Source organism: Pseudonocardia aurantiaca (genome assembly GCF_039526725.1).
In the GTDB taxonomy this organism is placed as follows: domain Bacteria; phylum Actinomycetota; class Actinomycetes; order Mycobacteriales; family Pseudonocardiaceae; genus Pseudonocardia; species Pseudonocardia aurantiaca.
This window is the reverse complement of sequence record NZ_BAAAJG010000011.1, coordinates 182,131-202,417: the sequence shown is the minus strand read 5'-3', so window position 1 is coordinate 202,417 and position 20,287 is coordinate 182,131. Positions and strand designations below refer to the sequence as shown.

General features: G+C 69.7%; 21 protein-coding genes and 1 pseudogene. 7 read left to right on the top strand and 15 right to left on the bottom strand.

Going from position 1 to position 20,287, the window contains the following annotated elements:
• Nucleotides 1-9: 9 nt before the first annotated feature.
• From ABD143_RS18790 to ABD143_RS18765, 6 genes are all read right to left on the bottom strand, one after another.
• Complete coding sequence (locus tag ABD143_RS18790; protein WP_343979701.1) at nt 10-1,155, bottom strand: Rv3169 family protein; 1,146 nt, start codon at nt 1,153-1,155, stop codon at nt 10-12.
• Nucleotides 1,156-1,189: 34 nt separating this feature from the next.
• Entirely contained in the window at nt 1,190-2,827 is a 1,638-nt protein-coding gene (locus ABD143_RS18785; RefSeq protein ID WP_343979697.1) for a PEP-utilizing enzyme, read from the bottom strand.
• Between the two features lie 11 nt (nt 2,828-2,838).
• Entirely contained in the window at nt 2,839-4,032 is a 1,194-nt protein-coding gene (locus ABD143_RS18780) for a hypothetical protein (protein ID WP_343979694.1), read from the bottom strand.
• Nucleotides 4,029-4,409 (bottom strand): PEP-utilizing enzyme, encoded by a 381-nt coding sequence (locus ABD143_RS18775; RefSeq protein ID WP_343979691.1) that lies wholly within the window; start codon nt 4,407-4,409, stop codon nt 4,029-4,031. The genes ABD143_RS18780 and ABD143_RS18775 overlap by 4 nt, the downstream gene beginning before the upstream one ends.
• 204 nt (nt 4,410-4,613) lie before the next feature.
• Entirely contained in the window at nt 4,614-5,633 is a 1,020-nt protein-coding gene (locus ABD143_RS18770; RefSeq protein WP_343979688.1) for a phosphotransferase family protein, read from the bottom strand.
• Between the two features lie 15 nt (nt 5,634-5,648).
• Nucleotides 5,649-6,830, bottom strand: a complete 1,182-nt coding sequence (locus tag ABD143_RS18765; RefSeq protein ID WP_343979684.1) for an acyl-CoA dehydrogenase family protein — start codon at nt 6,828-6,830, stop codon at nt 5,649-5,651.
• 124 nt (nt 6,831-6,954) lie between these two features.
• Here ABD143_RS18765 and ABD143_RS18760 point away from each other — a divergent pair, with 124 nt between their 5' ends.
• Together ABD143_RS18760 and ABD143_RS18755 are read left to right on the top strand one after the other, a co-directional pair.
• A complete protein-coding gene (locus tag ABD143_RS18760; protein ID WP_343979681.1) occupies nt 6,955-7,533 on the top strand; it encodes a TetR/AcrR family transcriptional regulator in 579 nt (192 codons plus the stop codon).
• 145 nt (nt 7,534-7,678) lie between these two features.
• On the top strand, nt 7,679-8,443 hold the full coding sequence (locus tag ABD143_RS18755) for an SDR family NAD(P)-dependent oxidoreductase (protein ID WP_343979677.1): 765 nt from the start codon (nt 7,679-7,681) through the stop codon (nt 8,441-8,443).
• Between the two features lie 21 nt (nt 8,444-8,464).
• Here ABD143_RS18755 and ABD143_RS18750 read toward each other — a convergent pair whose 3' ends face one another.
• Nucleotides 8,465-8,758: a hypothetical protein gene (locus tag ABD143_RS18750; protein WP_343979674.1), complete on the bottom strand. Its 294-nt coding sequence runs from the start codon at nt 8,756-8,758 to the stop codon at nt 8,465-8,467.
• 17 nt (nt 8,759-8,775) lie between these two features.
• On the opposite strand from ABD143_RS18750, the gene ABD143_RS18745 reads away from it, so the two are divergent.
• Entirely contained in the window at nt 8,776-9,216 is a 441-nt protein-coding gene (locus ABD143_RS18745) for an integrase core domain-containing protein (protein ID WP_343979671.1), read from the top strand.
• A 46-nt stretch (nt 9,217-9,262) separates the two neighbouring features.
• Nucleotides 9,263-9,649, top strand: coding sequence for a VOC family protein (locus ABD143_RS18740; protein ID WP_343979668.1), 387 nt, complete (start codon nt 9,263-9,265; stop codon nt 9,647-9,649).
• 268 nt (nt 9,650-9,917) lie between these two features.
• Here ABD143_RS18740 and ABD143_RS18735 read toward each other — a convergent pair.
• Nucleotides 9,918-10,182, bottom strand: a pseudogene (locus ABD143_RS18735) (sigma factor-like helix-turn-helix DNA-binding protein); the annotation flags it as partial.
• A gap of 27 nt (nt 10,183-10,209) precedes the next feature.
• On the bottom strand, nt 10,210-10,479 hold the full coding sequence (locus ABD143_RS18730; protein ID WP_343979665.1) for a DUF1876 domain-containing protein: 270 nt from the start codon (nt 10,477-10,479) through the stop codon (nt 10,210-10,212).
• Nucleotides 10,480-10,726: 247 nt separating this feature from the next.
• Between ABD143_RS18730 and ABD143_RS18725 the strand changes: the two genes are divergently transcribed.
• From ABD143_RS18725 to ABD143_RS18715, 3 genes are all read left to right on the top strand, one after another.
• A complete protein-coding gene (locus tag ABD143_RS18725; RefSeq protein WP_343979662.1) occupies nt 10,727-10,957 on the top strand; it encodes a hypothetical protein in 231 nt (76 codons plus the stop codon).
• Nucleotides 10,957-11,697: an SDR family oxidoreductase gene (locus tag ABD143_RS18720; protein WP_343979660.1), complete on the top strand. Its 741-nt coding sequence runs from the start codon at nt 10,957-10,959 to the stop codon at nt 11,695-11,697. The genes ABD143_RS18725 and ABD143_RS18720 overlap by 1 nt, the downstream gene beginning before the upstream one ends.
• Nucleotides 11,698-12,708: 1,011 nt before the next feature.
• Nucleotides 12,709-13,098, top strand: a complete 390-nt coding sequence (locus ABD143_RS18715) for a hypothetical protein (RefSeq protein WP_343979657.1) — start codon at nt 12,709-12,711, stop codon at nt 13,096-13,098.
• A 17-nt stretch (nt 13,099-13,115) separates the two neighbouring features.
• Here the strand turns inward: ABD143_RS18715 and ABD143_RS18710 are convergent, their stop codons facing one another.
• From ABD143_RS18710 to ABD143_RS18685, 6 genes are all read right to left on the bottom strand, one after another.
• Nucleotides 13,116-14,534 (bottom strand): amidase, encoded by a 1,419-nt coding sequence (locus ABD143_RS18710; protein ID WP_343979654.1) that lies wholly within the window; start codon nt 14,532-14,534, stop codon nt 13,116-13,118.
• On the bottom strand, nt 14,531-14,911 hold the full coding sequence (locus ABD143_RS18705) for an amidohydrolase family protein (protein WP_343979652.1): 381 nt from the start codon (nt 14,909-14,911) through the stop codon (nt 14,531-14,533). The genes ABD143_RS18710 and ABD143_RS18705 overlap by 4 nt, the downstream gene beginning before the upstream one ends.
• A 177-nt stretch (nt 14,912-15,088) precedes the next feature.
• Entirely contained in the window at nt 15,089-16,036 is a 948-nt protein-coding gene (locus tag ABD143_RS18700) for an NADP-dependent oxidoreductase (RefSeq protein ID WP_343979649.1), read from the bottom strand.
• 345 nt (nt 16,037-16,381) lie between these two features.
• On the bottom strand, nt 16,382-16,552 hold the full coding sequence (locus ABD143_RS18695; RefSeq protein WP_343979645.1) for a sugar phosphate isomerase family: 171 nt from the start codon (nt 16,550-16,552) through the stop codon (nt 16,382-16,384).
• Nucleotides 16,553-16,793: 241 nt separating this feature from the next.
• Nucleotides 16,794-16,952, bottom strand: a complete 159-nt coding sequence (locus tag ABD143_RS18690; protein WP_343979642.1) for a hypothetical protein — start codon at nt 16,950-16,952, stop codon at nt 16,794-16,796.
• 187 nt (nt 16,953-17,139) lie between these two features.
• Nucleotides 17,140-20,049, bottom strand: a complete 2,910-nt coding sequence (locus ABD143_RS18685; protein ID WP_343979639.1) for a glycoside hydrolase family 2 TIM barrel-domain containing protein — start codon at nt 20,047-20,049, stop codon at nt 17,140-17,142.
• Nucleotides 20,050-20,287 lie beyond the last annotated feature (238 nt).

The window sequence follows — 20,287 nt, the reverse complement described above, 5'->3', positions numbered from 1 at the left end:
TGTCGGCGCCTACAGAATGGACGTCTCGCGGGTCAGCCCGTAGCGACGGTGCTCGCCGATCACCATCGACTCGAAGATCCCGTACCCGACGGCGTCGCCCTCGCGACAGCGGATCACGCAGTCCCTGAGCTGGTGGATCTCTTTAACCGTGGCCGGCGAGGACGCATCCGCGTAGCGCTCACCGTCGAGGTGCTGCGGCCCGTGCCACTGCCCATGGCGGTGGCCCTTGAATCCGAAGTAGAGGCCGGTGCCGAGGTGGAAACCGGTGTCGCTGATCGGTTCGATCTCCAGCGTGCGGGTCTGCCCCCAGCCGGCGTCGAAGGTCAGCTTCCCGCCGAGCAGCCGCCGGTTCACCGGGTCGTACTTCAGGTCGTCCTGCATGCCGTGCAGCGGTACCTGTGTGCCGTCCGGGCGGTTCTCGAAACCGGAGAAGTAGACGACCTCACCGTCGACCCACTGTAGGTAGTGGTGGATCTCGTAGGTGCTGCCGTCCGGACGAAGCAGCCACATCGGGCTCCAGGTCAGGATGAAGTTGCTGTCGAGGCGTTGGGGCTTGAAGACGTCCGGGGCGGGATCGCCCACATCCATCCGCACGCCCCACGAGTGGTCGCGGAAGCCGAACCACTCGTCGTCGCGCACCTCGATGGTCTCGCCGTCGACCCAGACCCGGCCGCTGACCGTCGAGGCTTGGTGGTAGCGCAGCAGGTCGGACTGGATCCGGAAGCCGTGCGGCTCCCGCTGAGCGTCCTTCTGCTCCAGGAACGGTGGGAGCACGCCGGTGACGGTGAGGTCGAACCGGATCGGGAGCATGTGGTTCTCCCGCAGGACGAACCTCACCTTCTTCAGCGGCTCGATCACCTCGTAGTCGACCGGCCCGACCCCGACTCGTTCCGGGTCGAGGTCGAGCTGGCGGCTGGCCCGGACGGTCAGCTGCTCCTTGCCCCGGGAGATCCCCGCGAACATGTCGATGACGTTCCGGTTGTGGTACTTGCCGACCCCGACGTCCACCTGGATCGAGCCGTCCCGGGCGAACAGGGACCCCCAGATCTTCTCCGTCCAGGAGATGTCCGACTGGTGGATCGTCGCGAAGGTCTCGGGCGTCTGGTGGCACAGGAGCTCGTCGGCCGGGACGATCTTCTGTTGGGACTGGCGCACGGTGTGGTGCTCCTCTACGTGTGCGAGCGGGCGTTCACCGGATCGGCGAGAACGAGCCCGGCATGTCGTTGGCCACCACGGCGGTCCCGAAGATCGTCGCGGCCTTGTCGTCGTCGCCGAGCGGGTCCGGGTACAGCGCCGACGTGTCCGGCGAGATCGACCAGTCGATCTGCTCGGTCACGCCCGCAAGCTGGGCGAACGGCCGCAGACCCGAGGTGTACATCCTGGTCGCCGCGAAGATCCGCTGCTCGCGGTCCATGCCGGCGAACTCCTGGTAAAGCTCCATGTGGGTACGGCTCAGGTCGGTCATGACCTCCGCCCACTGCTCCGGGCCCAGTTGCTCGGTGCTGCCGTCGGCTCGGTGACCGACGACGGTGGCGTCCGTGACCGCACCGAGAAGCTGGTCGGGCTCGGTGAACGTCGTGCCCCAGTCGTTGATCTCGAAGCTGGTGAAGGCCGCGGGATCGAAGTTGAGCGCCATCGTCAGGCCGACGTAGGGCGGGTCGAGCCGCTCCGCCCACGGGTAGGCCCAGGAACTGCGGCCGAGCGAGAGGTAGTCGCGGACGATCGTGTGCCGCCCATCAGGCCGCGGATACGGCCCGGAGTCGCAGATCCCCACGCGTGAGTCGCAGAAGTACAGGAACGAGTAGCCCGACACCGTCGCGTTGAGCCGCTTGAGCGCCTTCGCCGCCGCAGGGTCGAGCGCCTCGCTCGACGCCACGAGCCCGTCGACGACCTCGGACGGCAGGTAGCGGTTGGTGAACCCCGCGTCCTTGTAGTCGAGGGTGCCGTCGCCGCGGTGGGCGAGGGTGAGCCTGCGCCAGAAGTCGACGACCGTCCGGACCTCCTCGATCCGCTCGTCCCGCCGCAGCTTCCCCATCTGGATCAGGCATTCGCGTCCGGTCAGGTAGTGGTAGCCGACCATCCAGATCCACAGCGGGCTCACCTGGCCCGGCCGGTCCCGCAGCCGGCGACCGATCTCCTGTGCGGGCAGAGCGGCGTCGATCACGGCGACCCGCTCGGCGTAGGTGTGGAAGTCGTCGATCACCGACAGCGACATGTAGGGCAGCATCGGGAACAGCTCGGACGTGAATCCGGAGCGGCGGGTGATCTCCGGCTTGAATGCGCGTCCCATGTGCTGCACGAGGTCGTCGAGTAGGTCGTCGGTGAGCTCCTCCCCGATCAACCGGTCGAGCGCCTCCGGTGAGACGGTGACGTCGAAGTCCTTCACCGCGATCTCGTCGCCGACCCTGCGGATGTAAGCCCACCAGGCACCCGAGACGTCGGTGGGCGCAGCGGTCGGAGCAGTGGGCGCCGTCTGGTCCTCGCCCCGCACGCGGACGACGCCGGCCCCGTCGACGATGTCGAGGACCACCTCGGTGCCGTCGTCGACGGCCTCGGTCAGGTCCGTCCCGACCAGGCACGGCACCTCGAACTCGCGCGAGACGATCGCCAGGTGCGAGCGCAGGGTGCCGTCCCGGCAGACGATGCCCCCGAGCCTGCCGAGGATTGGCGACAGGAACGTCGTTCCGCCGGACTCGACCAGCGCGATCGTCGACTCCAGGTCGCTGTCGAGGGACGCGATGACGTCGGATGGCGACTGGAACGTCCGCACCGTGCCGGTGACCCGGCCGAACGTGTAGGACGGCACGCCTTTTCCGATGACAGGCATGGCGGTTCCCTTCAGCCGAGCGGACGGAAGCAGCTGTCGCGGTCCTGGGGTACGAACACCCCACCGATGAGCTGCAGTGCGAGGTTGGGGTCCTGGAACTTCTCGTAGGACTGTGCGATCCGCGGGGTCACCGTCCAGTCGATCTCGTCGTAGCAGCCGGCAAGCCTGCCCCACGCCTTGAGCTTCCAGGCGTACATCTGCGTGGCGTAGAGATTGCGCTCTTCCGGGTCGGTCTCGGCGAGTCGCTGGTAGAGGGCACGGTGCGCCTTGCGAATCGCGCCGGTCGCCGCATCGACGTCCGCGGCATCGAGCGGGCGCAGCGTGCCGTCGTCGGTGCAGAAGACACGGGTCTCGATGATGTCGGCCTGGTAGTCGCTGGGGGTGAACCAAGCGGTGCCCCACACGTTGTTGTCCATCTTGATGGACGCAGGCAGCCGGTACGCGATCACGAAGTGGTGGAACGGCAGCGACTCGCGGATCCCGTCCAGCCACGGAAAGTCGCCGTCGCCGTCGGCACAGGTCTCGCGCAGCGCGAGGAACGAGCCGTCGTCGAGTTGGTAGGGGCCGGTGTCGCAGACCGCGGTACGGGCGTCGCAGTTCTCCAGGAACGCGTACGCGGTGAGGCGTGCGCCGAACTTCCGGATACCCGTCCGGACCGCGTCGTCGGCCGGCACCAGGTTCGCGCGGATCTCCTCCATCAACGCGTCGCCGACCACGTGCGAGCTGTTTTTCGGATCGGCGTGCATGTTGAACAGCACGCTGTCGGTGCGCATGGCGATGGTTGCCTCGCGCCAGAACCGCATGACGGCGAGCTGCTCGTCCAGGCCGTCGGCGAGGGTGTTCTCACCGAGGTCGACGAACAGCTCGCGGCCGGTCAGGTAGTGCAGCGGCATCGCAGCGAGGTTGATGAAGCTGCGCTTGTTCCCGATCGGCAGCGCGCGGCGCACCAGCTCGGTCGGGGTGGCGTGCTGCTGAATCGTCGCGATGCGCTCGGGGACGCGGAGGTAGTCCTCCATCATCGACATCAGGATGTAGGTGTTCATCCCGAACAGCTCCGACTCGAACACGCCGCGGGCCGACAGCTCCGTCTTGTACGCCGCGCCCGCCTCGTGGACGAGCCAGTTCCACTCGTCGAGCGTCGGTTCGTAGGAGGCGTCGGTGTAGAGCGCCTTGAGGTCGGACGGGGTGCCGATCTGGACGGTCACGCCGACACCGCCCCCGCCGCAACCGCGATTCGCGCCGTCTCCGCGTCGGAGAGGTCCAGCACCACCGAGTCGCCGTCGGCGACGTCGCCGGTCATCTGCGCCACGAGCACGCACGGGACATCGGACTCGCGGGAGAGGATCGCCAGGTGCGACTCCCGGCTCCCGGCCGTGCAGACGATCGCCTTGAGGTCGGGCAGGATCGGCGACAGGAACGTCATACCGCCCTTATTCACGAACGCGATGGTGTCTTCAAGGTCGTCGTCGCCGATCGACAGCACGTCGGACGTGTCGTTGAACCACCGGGCCGTTCCACGTACCTCCCCCGCCGTGAACAGGTTCAGGCCGGCCCCGACCTCGTTCAGGTCCTCGCTCATCATCGCTGCTCCGTCCCACCCCGGCACTGGGGCGATCACCTCGACTCGAACGCATGTGCGCTGGTCGGACGGTAGGAGCGTGGGCGGGGTGTGACCCAGTGCACTTAGGGGGACACTGCTGGTCAGCCCCATTCCCATCTTTGGGTGCCCCGCCCACGACGCCCCCGGCAAGCGCCGTTCCGTCAGGTGCCAGGACGAGCACGCATGTCATCGGCCGTCGGATCGTCCGCCGAGCGGCAGGACCGCCAGTCCGGCCGCGACCAGCGGGGCCACCGCCTCCCCGGCGGTCTCGAACCCGGTGCCCACTGTCATGCCACCCACGTGCCGCGCGTGGATGCCCTCCGCGATCACGGCGGCCTTGAAGTAGCCCAGTGCGACGTAGAAATGCAGTGCCTCGACGTCGCGACCGGACACTTCGGCGTAGTGCGCCGCGAGGCCGTCGGCGGAGGGCAGGCGAGGGCTGGTCGAGGCAGCGGACCCGCCGAGCACCGGGTCGAACGCGGGATCGGAGTAGGCCAGGTGCAGTCCCAGGTCAGCGAGCGGGTCACCTAGCGCGGCCATCTCCCAGTCGACGAGGGCGCGCACCACGCCGGCGTCGGCCGCGTCCAGGATTACGTTGTCGATGCGGAAGTCGCCGTGCACGATCGCGGTCCCGCTCTCGACCGGGCAGGTTGCCGCCAGCCGCTCGTACAGCGAGTGGACGCCAACCAGCGGGCGGGTCGCGACCCTCTGCCACTGGTCGTTCCAGCGGCGGATCTGCCGGGCGAGGTAGCCCTCTGCTCGTCCGAACCCGGCAAGCCCGACCGCGGCCGGGTCGACGGCGTGCAGCCGCGCCAGCACCTCGACAAGCCCGAGCGCGCACCGGGCGACTTCGGCGTCAGTGAGCGCATCGAGCTGCTCCCGGTTCCGTATCGCCCGGCCGTCGACGTACTCGACCACCGCGAACGGGGCACCGATGACCGAGACGTCGTCGGTCTGGGCGACCGCCCGCGCCACCGGTACACCGCTGTCACGCAGCGCCGCGACCACTCGATACTCCCGCGCCATGTCGTGCGCGGACGGAGTCAGCCCGCCGAGCGGCGGCCGCCGCAGGACCCAGACGGAGCGGCCGTCGGTGACGCGGTAGGTCAGGTTCGATCTGCCGCCGTGCAGAAGCTCGGCCTGCAGCTGCCCGCAGCCGGGCACCTCGGCTTCGAAGAACGCCTGCAGCGCCGCTAGATGCCGCAAGCGTGGTCCGAACCGTCATCGCGCGGCCGCGCGGGCGACGCGCTGGGCGATGGCCCAGCGGTGGGTCTCGGACGGTCCGTCGTAGATCCGGAACGGGCGTACCTCGCGCAAATACCGGCCGAGCAGTACATCGCCGGACACCCCGAGCGCACCGCAGATCTGCAGCGCCCGGTCCACGACCCGCCACACCGCCTCGGCCGTGAACGTCTTCGCGATCGCGGTCGACTGCGCGCCGGACCGGCCCAGGTCGAGCTCCCAGCACGCCTGCAGGATGAGCGCCCTGCTCGCCGCAATGTCGATCTCGTTGTCGGCGATCATGGCCTGCACCATGCCGAGGTCGGCGAGCCTCGAACCGAAGATCTCCCGCTGGTTCGCCCGTGCAACGGCGATGTCCTGCGATCGGCGGGCGATCCCCAGCCATCGCATGCAGTGCGTCATCCGCGCCGGTCCCAGCCGCACCTGCGCGTAACGGAACCCCTCGTCAACCTCGCCGAGCACCGCGCTGTCGGGCACGACGCAACCGTCGAACAGCACCTCGAGATGCCCCCCGTACAGGCTCTCGTCGAGCGTCTCGATGTGCCGCACCAACTTCATGCGCGGGTTGTCGGCGTCGACGAGGAACATGGTGGCGCCGCCGCGATCGCCGGGACGGCCGGACGTCCGCGCCATGCAGATGGTGAACGCCGCACCGTCGGCTCCGGTGATGAACCACTTCCGGCCGTCGATTCGCCAGCCACCGGGCACCCGCTCCGCCCGCGTCGCGAGGGCCGCCGGATCCGACCCGGCACCCGGAGCTGGCTCGGTCATCGCGAAGGAGGAACGGACAGCCCCCGCAGCGAGTGGCCGAAGGTACCTCTCCTTCTGTTCCGGCGCCGCGATGATCTCCAGCAGGTGCATGTTGCCCTCGTCCGGCGCGGCGATGTTGAGCGCCAGCGGACCGAGCAGCGAGTAGCCGGCCTCCTCGAACACCACGGCGCGTCCACGCATGTCCAGCCCGTGCCCGCCGTACTCGGGGGCCACGTGCGGGGCGAACACCCCGGCATCGACGGCAGCGCGCTGCAGGTTCGTCCGCACGGACTCGGAACGCGCGACCCCACCGTGCCTCTCCTCGACAGGCACCACGACCTCGCGCACGAACGTCGCCGTGCGACGCGCGAGCGTGTCGACGGCAGGGTCAGGGGCAAGGTCGACGGACACAGCACCTCCATGGCTAACTGGCATTAGCCGTGATGGGACCTGATCGACGAGCGTTCGTCAAGAGCCGGCGATGGGGCGTCACGCAGGCGGCTATGCTCGGGTAGCTCGAGTTGGGGGGGCCCGCATGACTACGGCGACGGCGCGGACGGCCGAGATCCGCGCAGCGGCATTGGAGCTGTTCACGAAGCTGGGCTACGAGGGCACCACGATGGGCGACATCGGCGGCGCGGTGGGCATCCGGGGCCCCAGCCTGTACAAGCACGTCGCGTCCAAACAGGACCTGCTCGTGCAGATCATGACCGACACGATGGACGCGCTGCTCGACGCCCACCGCACCGCCGTCGCCACCACCCGCGACCCCGTCGAGCGGCTGCGCCGGGCCGTCGATGCGCACGTCCGCTACCACGCACGACATCGCCTCGAGGCCTTCGTGGGCAACCGCGAGATCCGCAGCCTCGTCGAGCCGCACCGCAGCGCGGTGCTCGCGCAGCGCACCGAGTACGAGAACGGCTTCCGCGACCTGGTCACCGAAGGCGTCGCGGCCGGCCGCTTCTCCGTCGCCTCGGCCCGCCTGACCTCGTACGCGCTGCTCGACCTCGGCATGGGCATCTCCGCCTGGTACCGCGAGGACGGCGAGCTCAGCGAGAACGAGCTGGCCTGGCAGTACACGGAGTTCGCACTGCGACTCGTCGGCGTCGCCTGAGCGCGCTCGACCTCGTCCTCGAAGACCCGATCGACGAACCCAGCCATCAATGGTTAGCCGTGTGCGTGCTCTCTAACTGGACTGTTGACGCCAAGGTGCTCCGATTCCTACTGTCGGCTAACCATCATTCGCTTCGGAGGAAGCTATGGCAGGGCTCTTGGACCGGTTCTCGCTGGCGGGCCGCGTCGCTGTCGTGACCGGAGCGTCCTCCGGCCTCGGAGTCGCGTTCGCACATGGCCTCGCCGAAGCCGGAGCCGACCTCGTGCTCGGTGCGCGCCGCGCGGACCGCCTCAACGACACACGCAAGCTCGTCGAGGACGCCGGGAGGCGCGCGATCGCCGTGCTCACGGACGTGTCCAGCCCCCGCGACTGCGAAGCACTCGTCGACGCCGCGACGGCCGAGTTCGGGCGGGTCGACATCCTTGTGAACAACGCCGGCATCGGAACGGCGGTGCCGGCCATCCGCGAAACGCCCGAGCAGTTCGAACGCGTCATCGACGTCAACCTGAACGGCTGCTTCTGGATGGCCCAGGCCTGCGGCCGGGTCATGCTGCCGGGCAGCAGCATCATCAACATCTCGAGCGTGCTCGGGCTCACGACGGCCGGCCTGCCGCAGGCCGCGTACGCCGCGAGCAAAGCGGGGTTGATCGGCCTGACCCGCGACCTCGCCCAACAATGGAGCGGGCGCAGGGGCATCCGCGTCAACGCGCTGGCTCCCGGCTTCTTCGCCTCCGAGATGACCGACCAGTACAAGCCCGGCTACCTCGATCAACGACTCCAGCGGGTCCCGCTCGGACGCCTCGGTGATCCCACCGAGCTCGCCGCCGCCGTCGTGTTCCTTGCCAGCGACGCGGCCGGCTACGTCACCGGGCAGACCCTCGCCGTCGACGGCGGAATGACGATCGCCTGACCCTGCTCCACACCGCGAGTCTCACACGTCTCCCGCCGACGCCCGCTCGGCGGCGCCACGGCCATCCAGTCGCTGCGGTGCGTCGTCACGCTGGCCGAGGAGCCGCACTTCGACCGCGCGGCGGCGCGGCACTACATCGCTTCCCAGGCCGGCCACGTGCCGCCGTCGATGGCCCGGCGCGCGGCCCGGGACGGCCAGGTCGATGTCGGCGGGGGTCCCGAGCTCCGCGGTGCCGAAGCGGGTCTGGCGGCTGATGCGCGCCGCCAGCCCGCAAAAGACGCCATCCGCGCGCCTGGAAGAGAGCTGAACGACCAATGCCCATGCTGCCCCGAATGACCACTGGACCCGAACGTCTCATGTTGGAGTACATGCTCGACCGCAACCGGCAAGCGCTCATCGACACCGCGCGAGTCGAGGCCGAACGGGTCCTCGACCTCGACGACCTCCGTGCCGACCGCGGAGTGATGGACGTCGTCGTGACAGACGACGGGCCATGCTTTCGTGGCGTGCCCTTCGCTGACGCGTTCGTCTGCGACGACCCGCTGTTCCGTCACGTCCGCACACGGGTGAGGAGCCCACAGACCAACGGCGTAGTCGAGCGGTTCTTCGACACGCTGAAGTACGAACATCTCTACCGCGCCACCATCGGCGGCGGCAACGCCCTCGCCGCCGAAGTCAAACTGTTCCGCCACACCTACAACACTCTGCGACCCCAAGCCCCCGACGAACGCACACCTCGGGAGGCTTACATCGCCGTCGAACACTGCGATTAGCGTGTGGCCTGTGGCGGACCCGCTACTTTGACTGGGAGGTCCTGACATGACCAGTAAGTTCACCGAGCTTGCGATCGACTGTGCCGATCCCAACGGTCTCGCCCGGTTCTGGTGCTCGGTCCTTGGCTACGAGGTGCAAGACGAAGACGACGGAATTGTCACAATTGGCTCCCCTATGGCGCCTGAAGGCAAGAACCACCTTGGCCCAGTGCCACCGACGTTGACATTCGCGCACGTGCCCGAGGGCAAGACCGTCAAGAACAGGCTCCACCTCGACGTCAACCCAACCGACAGGGAGCAAGACGAAGAGGTCCGTCGCCTGCTCGACCTAGGTGCTCGGCACGCCGATGTCGGCCAAGGCGATCAGAGCTGGGTCGTACTTGCCGACCCAGAGGGGAACGAGTTCTGCGTCCTTGCGGACCGCCGCCCCTGATCGGAGGACGCACACTGCGCCAGACCTACTTCCGGTCGCCTACCCACGCTCACGCGAACGACGATGAGGACCTCCAACGGCACGGTGGCCGGCTTCGGTCACCGCCGGATGCACGTGCGTGCATCGGCGTGCTCACCGCACTCCCGCTCGCGCTCACCTTGCTTGGGTTGGGCGCACGGACCGGCGCTCGCGGCCCCGGCGCTGACACGAATATCAGCAGGTCGCATGACGTGAGCCGAATTTCAGGCACCCACAGTCTCAGCGGGCACTGGCGGATCCGCTCCTGGGTGACCCGTATACCCGGCCGACCTCGGCCAGCGTGCGCGGCTGACTGGTGAGCCCGAAGCGCAGCCGGACCACGCCGGCCTCCCGCGCCGACAACGTCGCCAGCACGGTCTGCAACTGGTCCTGCGGCAGCGTGAACGACACCGCGTCCACGGCCACCACGGCGTCGGCGTCCTCGATGAACTCGCCGAGCTGGCTGTCGCCTCCTCGCCGATGAGCTGGTCGAGGCTGATCGGCTCCCGGACGTACAGGACGAGCCTGCGCGGCGCCCGTGATCAGATGCGGAGGCGGGCCTGGTGGTGAGTAACTTGCTCGAGGCCCTCGGCGGCCGCGTCGAGCACATGATGGCTCAGCTCGGACAAAGCTCGGGCTGTGGCGAGCTCGTCACCGATTTCCGGCACGTCCGGATCGGCCGGGTTGAGCCGGGCCAGCCCGACACCCACAAGCGGATCAGTCTCGCCCATATGCAGCCGGGCGACCGCTCGGGTGCGGCCATCCTGCTCGTCGATATCGATGACGATGTTCCAGCGCTTGGTCTCGTGCATCTCGCAACCTCATTCTCACGTGCTACCCCTCGAGTGTCGCGAGTCACACGGTCAACCGCACTACCCCGACCGCGATGGTCGGGCGGGCGCCTGCCAGGGCCGAATCCAACCCGCCCGTCCATCAGTCGCGGGACCTTGCGAATCCCGTCGTGATGGAAGTTCTGAGGCGCTACCCTGTCGCCCCGTGCGGCGGTGGGCGGGTCGGAGAACTGATGCGTCAGTTGGACGCGTCGCTCCGGTGATTCCCGTGTATGTGTCGATCAGATACGGCATGAGCTGGCCGAGCGCAGGCCCATCCTCATCGACGACACGTTTCGAGCACGAGGTCTACAACACCAGCACCGGCACCCGCACGATGTTGATCATTGACGTCCGGCGGCCGCTGAACCAGGTGCTCGACCGCCTCAACCGACTCTGCCTGAGGCTCAAACGTCGCTGGTCGGCGCAGATGATCGCCGATGCAGACGGAGACATCTAGTGGATCGCCCAGTCGTGCTGGTGACCGGTGGGAGCCGGGGCATCGGCGCCGCCGTCGCACGGCTCGCGTCGCGCGCCGGTTATGCCGTGGTCATCGGGTACCACAGCGACGACGCCGCCGCGGAGAAGGTGCTCGCCGAGCTGGACGGCCCCGGCACCACGATCAGGGCCGACGTCGGTTCCGAGGCCGCGGTCGAGCAGATGTTCACCGAGGTCGACCGACGCTTCGGACGGCTCGAAGCGCTGGTCAACAACGCCGGGGTGCTGGAGGGCGGCAGCCGGGTCGACCAGATCGACGAGCGACGGCTGCGTCGCGTGCTCGACGCCAACGTGGTCGGCCCGTTCCTCTGCGCCCGGGAGGCCGTGCGGCGGATGTCCACCGCGCACGGAGGCCACGGCGGCGCGATCGTCAACGTGTCGTCGGCGGCGTCGCGGCTGGGTTCGGCTGGCGAGTACGTCGACTACGCGGCGACCAAGGGCGCGCTCGACACGCTGACCATCGGGCTGTCCCTCGAGGTCGCGGGCGAGGGCATCCGGGTCAACGCGGTGCGGCCCGGCTTCATCAGGACCGGCATCCACGCCCGCGGTGGCGATCCCGAGCGGCTGACCCGGTTGGCCTCCGCGATCCCGCTCGGACGCCCGGGCGAGCCCGAGGAGGTGGCCGAGGCGGTCCTGTGGCTGCTCTCGGACAAGGCGTCGTACGTGACCGGCGCCTTCATCGACATTGCGGGAGGGCGCTGAGTGAGCGGGGGGAACGCGGCGACCGACATCCGACACACCGACGGCTTCGACTTCCGAGTCGCCCCGGGGCCCGCTCTGCGGGCCGCGCTGGTCGGGCCGTAGCCCGACGACGCCACCGTCGCGGTGGCCGGGGCCGAGCTGCGGCAGATCGTGCGCAGCCACACTCTCTAAGACGTACGAATCCGGGCACAGCCGCCACCTGCGGCGTTCGCGTTCGCACACGCTCTGACCTGCGCGAACGCGCTCCTACCTGCTCAGCATCTCGCGCGGCGTCGCCTATATCAGTACGTCCGCGGCGGGGTGATACCCGCGGAGCGGTGGGCCGGCGCTGGCTGATACCGGGCAAGCGTTTCCACGCCTGGCTCGACGGACAGGCGGCCGCATAATGGCCGGCGGGATCCGCAAGACGCCGGCGGGTACCTGGCGCGCCTACTGGCAAGAGTCGAGCGGGCGCCAGGCGTCCAAGACGTTCAGCACCAAGCGCGACGACAGTGTTCCTCGCCCAGGTATCGGCAGCCGCCAGCACTACGTGTCCCGGCACGCGGGGCGGGTGCTGTTCGGGGACCACGCCCGGTCCGGGAGGCGGTGTCGGATCGGGGCAGAGGTGTTCGTAGCAGAGTGAGAGGCCTCCCACGAGGGTGCGCCGAACCGCAGGAGATGATCCGAGATGCAATACCTGGTTTCCGTGATCGACGACAAGACCGGCTCCGCCACCCCGACCGAGATGGCTGCATCAACGCGTTCAACGACCGGCTCGAGGCTGAGTGTCTCGTCGGCTGCGGGCGATACTGGGATCAAACCAGTGACCGCTTCGGTGTGAACTCGTGGCGGTCCGGTCGTCTGAGGCATCGAGCGAGGTCATCGGTCGGGCGATGAGTGCCGGGGGCGGCGGCCGACTGCCTGCGTTGCTGTACTTCGCTGCTGTATCGGGGCCCTACGAAACTGGTAGGTACGGCAGTTCGTGAGGCGAGCCTGGCGCTTGTATGCCGGCTGCGCGGCTATCTTCGACGGGTGGACACCACCGCTATCGAGCCACGAGTCTTGCTGATCGGGCTCGACCCATACCGGGTGCCCGGGCCCTGGGACCCCGCACCCGTGGCCGACGCGATTGCCGTCGGCATGGCTCGTTTCACCGATGCCGGGGTCGGGGTCGAAAGCTGCTTGTTCGGGCTCGACGGGAGTGACGACGTCGAGGCAGTCGTGACCGAGGCACTCGACAGCCGGTCGTGGGAGGTGATCGTGGTCGGCGGTGGCGTCCGCAAGTCCGAGGACCAGCTCGACCTGTTCGAACGCATCGTCAACCTTGTGCACCGGCATGCACCCGATGCCGCGATCGCCTTCAACAGCACGCCCGGGGATACCTTCGACGCTGCGGCACGCTGGCTGGACCCACCGGGATGAGCAGGGCGCATACCTGATCACGCGAAGCAGGAGGCCGGGGTCCGGAGCTCCTCGACGGCCTGCGCCACGTCGAGCAAGAGCGGGTCGCCGAACCGCGGGGCGAGAGCCTGCAGGCCGACCGGCAGGCCCGCGGCCGTGCGGCCGGCCGGGATGCTCGCCGCCGGCTGGCCGGTGAGGTTGGCGAGGAAGGCGAACGGCGACCACTGCCGTCCGTCCGCGATGCCGCACTCGCCGTCGCGGGGGAAACGGAGGCCCGCCGGGAACGCCGTCGCCGCGGTCGCCGGGGTCAACAGGAGGTCGAACGGCGCCGAGAACCCGTGGACGGCGTCGTGGACCGCGCGGCGGGCCACGCGCGCGCGGTCGAACTCGTGTGCGGTCCAGTCGCGGTCCACCAGTTCGCGGATGTCGGCCGACACGGGTACCTCGTCGGCGAGCCGACGCAGCGCCGAGCGGTCGGTGTCCATCGCGACGGTCGCGAGGAACGTCTCGCGGAGCTCGGGCAGTGCGGGCAGCCGGGGCGAGACGACCGTGAGGTCCCAGTCGAGCGCGGCGGCCGCGGCCGTGACCGCGGCGCGGACGACCCCGGCGACCTCGGGGGCGACCTCGGCGATGCCGAGGTCCGGGCTGTAGGCCACCCGCAGCCCGCGGGCCCGCTCGGCGTCCGGCACGCCCCAGGTAACGGAGCCGGGCGCGGCGGAGTGCCGGTCCTGCGCGTCGAAGCCCGCGATCACCTCCAGCACCAGCGCGCTGTCGGCGACCGTGCGCGACATCGGACCGATGCACTCCAGCGACTCCCAGCTGTCGAGGCCCACTCGGAGCGGAGCCCGGCAGGAGGGGTACAGCGGCACCACCCCGAATGTCGGCTTGATCGAGAACACCCCGCACACCGCCGCCGGCACGCGCAGCGAACCCCCGCCGTCGCTGCCGAGCGCCAGCGACCCCATGCCTGCGGCAACGGCCGCCGCGGCGCCGCCCGATGACCCGGCCGCAGTCAGGCGCGGGTCCCACGGGTTGCGGGTGCTCCCGAAGAGCGCGTTGTCGGTGACCACCCCGTAGCCCAGCTCGCGGGCGTTGGTCTTGCCGACGAGCACGGCGCCCGCGGCCCGGAGCCGGGCGACGGCGATCTCGTCCTCGGCGGGCACCCAGTCGCGGTGCGCCACGCTGCCGAGCGTCGTGCGGACCCCGGCCGTCGGGATGAGGTCCTTGACCGAGAACGGCACCCCGTGGAGAGGGCCGAGCGGCTCGCCGACCCGGCGGGCCGTGTCCGCCCGGCGGGCGGCGTCGAGTGCGCTGTCGTCGAGGGTGCAGTAGGCCCGCAGATCCGGGTCTGCCTGGGCGATGCGGTCGAGGACCGACCGCATCACCTCCTCCGCCGACCACTCGCCCGCCCGGATCCCGCGGGCCTGCTCGGCGGCCGGGAGGCGCCAGAGGCTCATGCCGGGTGTGATACCGGGGGGAGGCCGCCCAGGTCCTCGGGTCGCCGCGGGAGGAACGTGCCGTACCCGGGCTCCTGCACGAGCTCACCGTCAGCGAGGACGGCGCGCCCACGCACGAACGTGCGCGTCGGGGTCGCCGCCACCGTCCGGCCCTCGTACAGCGAGTATGTCGCCCGCGTGTGCTGGCCGGCCGCGCGGATCACGGTGGGCCTCGCCGGGTCGACGACGACGATGTCGGCGTCCGAGCCCACCTGCAGCACGCCCTTGCGCGGGTACAGGCCGTAGATCTTCGCGGGATTGGTCGCGAGGACCGCGGCCAGCTCGGTGAGCGGCCGGCCGCGGCGCACGACCATCTCGTCGTAGATCACTGGGAGCATCTCGCACCACGGCTCTACGCGCACGCCGCCGCCGCGCGGCGCGGGCGGCCAGGCCGGGGCCGATCTCGGCGATCGTCTCCGCGGTTGAGTTCTCAAACTCCGTTACTGATCACAGGTCTCAGCGGTGGAGCATGCAATACGGGCGGGCGGCTCGGCAGAGGATCAACGACCCACCGGTCACTCCCGGACGACCAGCACGGTCTTCCCTGGGCGGCGTCTCCGGACGGCGCCGCTCTCGTAGGCGGCCCGGCCTTCGGCCAGCGGGAACGTCGCGGCGACGCCGACCTTCAGCTTGCCGGTGTCGATCATGTCGGCCATCGGTTCCAAGCCGTCCCGCTCCGCCGCCACGACGAAGAAGAGGGCCGTGACGCCGTACTTGTCGGCCAACTCCCGCGAGGGAGGCTCCTGGAGGGTGATCAGGCGCCCGCCACGACGCAGCGCCGCGAACAGGGCTTCCGGTACGTCCCGACCGACGGCGTCGATCACGACGTCGAAGACCCCCGTCTCCGCGTCGAGCGACTCCTGGTCGGTGTTGATCACGCGCTCGGCGCCCAGGGCGAGGACGTATCCCACGTCGGGGGCGTGCACCGTGCTCGTGACGCTGGCTCCCACAGCTGTCGCCAGCTGGGTGAGGAAGGAGCCGACACCGCCGGCGCCTCCGTGTACCAGCACGCGCTGGCCCGGTTGGACTGCCGCATGCTCGACGAGGGCCTCCCATGCGGTCAGCGCCGGGAGCACGGCGGCCGCCGCGACGACGTGCGACACCGTGCGGGGCCGGGCGGCTAGGCTCATCGCGGGCACGCTGACGTACTCTGCCGCGGCGCCGTCCCGGTCGAACGGGACCAGTCCGTACACCTCGTCACCGACGGACAATCCGGTGACGCCGTCGCCGACCTCGGCCACGACGCCGGAGAACTCGTGGGACGGGATGACCGGAGTGCGGTCAACACCGCCGGAGGCCCACGTCTCCGGCCAGGTCAATTCGTCGAACGTGATCGCCGCCGCGTGGACGGCGACCAGTACCTCGCCGTCCCCCGGGGTCGGCCGGGGCGCGGATTCATACACCAGAACTTCGGGGCCACCCCGGGTGTGCCCCCGCAACGCCATCATGCTTCCCATAAACATCAGCCCTCCTCGTGTCGTTGGTCGCCGTCATCAAGATCGTCGCCTCCTCGGCGAGCATCTTGAGCATGAGACGGCCCAAGAGTTCTGTATCTCGGCGGCGGTGTGCGCCGCCGAGGCGCGCGGTCATCCGATACGCCGCGCAGCGATTTTCATGTGTCTGACGTCAGTGCGTGCGGACCGCGGGCATTCTGCTCGGAGAACGGGCCGTGCAGCACCGTACGATCGCCGTCCGGCGAAGCGGTTCCCTCGAAGCCGCGCAGGCCCGACGGACCCGCCGCGGAGACCTCGAGCCGCCGGTCTCGCCGACACCGCAGATGCTGCGATCCAGGGCGCCGGTGGCCGATCTCACCGGGCGGCGCCTTCGAGTTCGAGCAGCGACGCCGAATCCTGGTCGAGGTACAGGTGCGCCTGCGGCTGGCCCTGCCGGATGGAGGCCGGGCACATCGGCGTGATCGGGCCCTCGAGCGCCGCCTTGACGGCGTCCGCCTTCCGCGCCTCCGGGGTCAGCACCAACACGACGGGGGCACTTCGCCTCCCTGACGGAGACCCCGCGGCAGGCGCTCTTCCTCGACGGATGCCGCGTCGCCCTCGAGCCCGTAGAAGGCCTTCGGGTGAACCACCTGAACCAGGTTCTCCTTCATCCAGCGACGGAAACTGGCGGGGTGGTCCTCGGACATGCCGAGGTATTCGTCCAGGTGCAGGATCGAGATCTTCGACCAGTCGATGTCGTCACGCTGACGGACCGCGCGAACGAAGCTCAGTTGTGAGTTGCCGGTGGCCAGGACGACGGCGATCTCGTCCCGGTCTGCAGTGCCGATCGCACCGCCTCGGCGAAACGCTCGCTCGCCGCGACGCCGAGCGCGTCATTCGATTCGGCGATCGAGACGCCGAGTTTGTCGAAAGTCAATTCCTGCATGACAATCCTTCCGTTTCTCCGCCTGAGTCGATGGCGTGCACAAAGCATATTTGTGGACAAGCGGATCTGACGAACATCAGTTCGTTGCGAGTGGCTCCGGCTCTGCCTGCCACTGGCCGCCGACGGCGACGGCGACCGGCCGGAGCCGCCACGACGGGCCACGCCGCCGCGGGTAGCACCCGGTGCGTCACCGCTCCGCGGGCGCGCGCAACTCGCCGAGCACCACCGCGAACGACGCCGCGGCGGCCGTCAGCTCGTAGCCGGGGAGCACCCCGGGGCCGCACGACGCGCTGCCGATCCCGTGCTGTGCAACGTCGAGGTTGACGAACAGACACCCCTCGTCGGTCAGCTCGACGGTGTGCCTGGCGGCATCGAGTTGCTCGGTGCTCCATCGCCGGACGGTCAAGTCAACCGTCGGCACGCCCTCGATGCGGAGACCGGCGCCGGCCGCGTCGGTCAGCGTGGCCCAGCGAACCCCGGCCCGGTTGCCGTTCTCCTGGGGGTGGACGTACGGCGTCTGCATGGCGTCGACGCCCGCGCGGAATCGGCCGACCCAGGTGCCGTAGCCGGTGTCGGCGTACGCCTCCCCCGGCCCGCGGCCGAACCACTCCACCCGATCGAGGTGCCGCGGCAGCCTCAGGCGCAGTCCGAGGCGCGGCAGCGGGCAGGGCAGCTCGCGCTGCGGCTCCACGTCGACGTCCAGCCGCAGTGCCTCGCCGTGCCCGGACCAGCGGAAGGTCACCGCGAATCCGATGTCGGTGCCCGCGGGCGCGACCCGTTCGCGCACCATGAGCGCATCGTCGGTCACCTCGACGGCGACGAGACGGTGCTGCAGACGATCGAACCCGAGGCCCCGCCAGGTGGGCACCAGCCAGTGCGAGGCGGCGCCGGAGTCGTTGTCCGTGGGCGCGCGCCACAGGTCCAGCTGGGGGGACCCGAGCAGCTCGACGGCACCGACGCGCAGGAGTCTGCCGCTGGCGGCGTCGAATGTGCCGGCACCGAACGTGACGTCCGGCCCGACACGCGTGAGCCCCGATCCGCCCACCGGTTCCGCGCGGGGCCGAGCACCAAGGTCGACCTGCCCGCGCGACAGGACGTGGCCCGCCGGCGCCCACGGCTCGTCATGCGCCAGCTCGGCGGTCACCGTCACCCAACACTCCCCCGCGGAGTTCGCGGGCACCCGGGTCGCCTCGGCCGGCAGCGGCACCAACGCGGACTCCCCTGGCCCCAGCGTCGGCACGGTAAGTACCCCGCGGGCAATCCCGAGGCCGTCGATCTCGAGGGCCCAGCGGACGGTGATCCCGCCGAGGTCGCGCACGTCGAACCGGTTGCTGATCCGGACACCCCCGTCGTCGGGCTCGATCCGGACCTGCGCGATCACCGCGGCGAAGTCGTGCAGGCTGGGCGAGGGCGTGCGGTCGGGGAAGAGCAGGCCGTCTGCTACGAAGTTCCCGTCGTGCAGCGGCTCGCTGAAGTCGCCGCCGTAGGCGAACCGCTCCCGCCCGTCAGGGTCGCGCTGGCGCAGGCCGTGGTCGATCCACTCCCACACGAACCCGCCCATGCAGCGTGGCGACGACTCAAACAGCTCCTGGTACTCCACCAAGCCGCCCGGTCCGTTACCCATCGCGTGGGCGTACTCGCACTGGACGAACGGCATGCCGCGCCGCCGCGCGTCCAGCGCCGCGTCCGCCAGCGGCTCCTCTGACCGGGTCGCGATCGCGGCGACCTCGGTGTGCGAGGCGTACATGCGGCTGTAGACGTCCACGTCCGGGCACGACCAGTCATGCTCGTAATGGATCGGCCGTGACCCGTCCCTCTCACGGACCCACGCCGCCATCGCCGCGAGGTTCTTACCCGTGCCGCTCTCGTTGCCCAACGACCAGAGGATCACGCTTGGGTGGTTCTTGTCGCGCTCGACGGTGCGCCGCATCCGGTCGGCCAAAGCCTCGGCCCAGAGTGGGTCGTCCGACGGGTTGTTGCGCCAGTCGACGACGTTGAACCCGTGCGTCTCCAGGTCGCACTCGTCGAGAACCCACAGGCCGTACTCGTCGCACAGATCCAGGAACGCCGGGTGCGGCGGGTAGTGGCTCGTGCGGACGGCGTTGATGTTGTGTCGCTTCATCAGCAGCACATCGGTGAGCATCTCGTCCCGGGTGACGGCGCGACCGCGGTCGGGCGAGAACTCGTGGCGGTTGACGCCGCGGAGCGTAATCGGCCGGCCGTTGACGGTGAAGACGCCGTCGACGATCGCGACCGCGCGGAAGCCGACGCGCAGCCGCACGCGCTCCACGTCCGTCACCACCTCGGCGTCGTACAACCGCGGTACCTCCGCGGACCAGGGCTCGACGTGCGACACCCCGATCTCGGTGCCCGTGGCCGCGTCGATGCCGAGCTCCGGCACGAGCACCCGCGCCAGCACCGAGGTGTCGATCCGCAGAGTGCCTGCGCCGTCGGAGTATCCGGCGTGCACGAAGACGTCGTCGAGCCCGCCGGCGGGACGCGACAGCAGCCGCACCTCGCGGAAGATCCCTGACAGCCACCACATGTCCTGGTCCTCGAGGTAGCTGCCCGACGACCACTGGTGCACCCGCACCGCCAGCACGTTCTCCCTGTCGTCCGCCAGCAGGTCGGTGACGTCGAACTCGTCGGGCAGGCGGCTGCCCACCGACGTCCCGACCGCGCTCCCGTTGACCCAGACCTTCAGCGCCGAGTCGACCCCCTCGAACCGCAGCACGGCCCGCGAACCGGCGAGGAAGCCGACAGGCAGCCGGAACGTCCGCCGGTAGTCACCAGTCGGGTTATCGTCCGGGACGAACGGCGGGTCGACCGGGAACGGGTAGCGGACGTTGGTGTAGGCCGGGGCTCCGTAGCCGTGCAGCTGCCAGTGAGCCGGAACCGGGAGCGTGTCCCAGGCGGTGTCGTCATGGCCCGGGGCGACGAAGTGCTCGGCCAGGTCGGCGCGCCGTGAGTAGCGGAACCGCCACGAGCCCGACAGATCGAGCGCCGGCGCGTCCGACTGAAGCCATGCCCGAGCCGGACGGACTCCTCGGATCGGGTAGCGGTCTTCGAACCACTGGACACGGGCTTCGCGACTCACAGACGGACTCTCCTCGATCAGGGGCGGAGACCCTTCGGTAAGCGGCGCTAGATTCGCCTAGTGCGCGCACGGCTCGGTGCTCCCGAGCTCCGGTGACAGTCGTCCACGGTCACCGACCTGGCCTCAGCCCGCCGGGCCGAACGCGCGCAGCACGCCGCCATGTCCTCGGCTCCATGCCCTTCTCCAGCCTGCACCGCGTAGATCCGGTGCAGCAAGGACATCAAGCCATCGGCGCCAC

Coding starts and splice junctions, on each gene's coding strand:
- ABD143_RS18785 (WP_343979697.1), bottom strand. CDS start 2,827: ATGCCTGTCATCGGAAAAGGCGTGCCGTCCTACACGTTCGGCCGGGTC.
- ABD143_RS18775 (WP_343979691.1), bottom strand. CDS start 4,409: ATGATGAGCGAGGACCTGAACGAGGTCGGGGCCGGCCTGAACCTGTTC.
- ABD143_RS18760 (WP_343979681.1), top strand. CDS start 6,955: ATGACTACGGCGACGGCGCGGACGGCCGAGATCCGCGCAGCGGCATTG.
- ABD143_RS18755 (WP_343979677.1), top strand. CDS start 7,679: ATGGCAGGGCTCTTGGACCGGTTCTCGCTGGCGGGCCGCGTCGCTGTC.
- ABD143_RS18745 (WP_343979671.1), top strand. CDS start 8,776: ATGACCACTGGACCCGAACGTCTCATGTTGGAGTACATGCTCGACCGC.
- ABD143_RS18740 (WP_343979668.1), top strand. CDS start 9,263: ATGACCAGTAAGTTCACCGAGCTTGCGATCGACTGTGCCGATCCCAAC.
- ABD143_RS18730 (WP_343979665.1), bottom strand. CDS start 10,479: ATGCACGAGACCAAGCGCTGGAACATCGTCATCGATATCGACGAGCAG.
- ABD143_RS18710 (WP_343979654.1), bottom strand. CDS start 14,534: ATGAGCCTCTGGCGCCTCCCGGCCGCCGAGCAGGCCCGCGGGATCCGG.
- ABD143_RS18705 (WP_343979652.1), bottom strand. CDS start 14,911: ATGCTCCCAGTGATCTACGACGAGATGGTCGTGCGCCGCGGCCGGCCG.
- ABD143_RS18700 (WP_343979649.1), bottom strand. CDS start 16,036: ATGTTTATGGGAAGCATGATGGCGTTGCGGGGGCACACCCGGGGTGGC.
- ABD143_RS18690 (WP_343979642.1), bottom strand. CDS start 16,952: ATGCAGGAATTGACTTTCGACAAACTCGGCGTCTCGATCGCCGAATCG.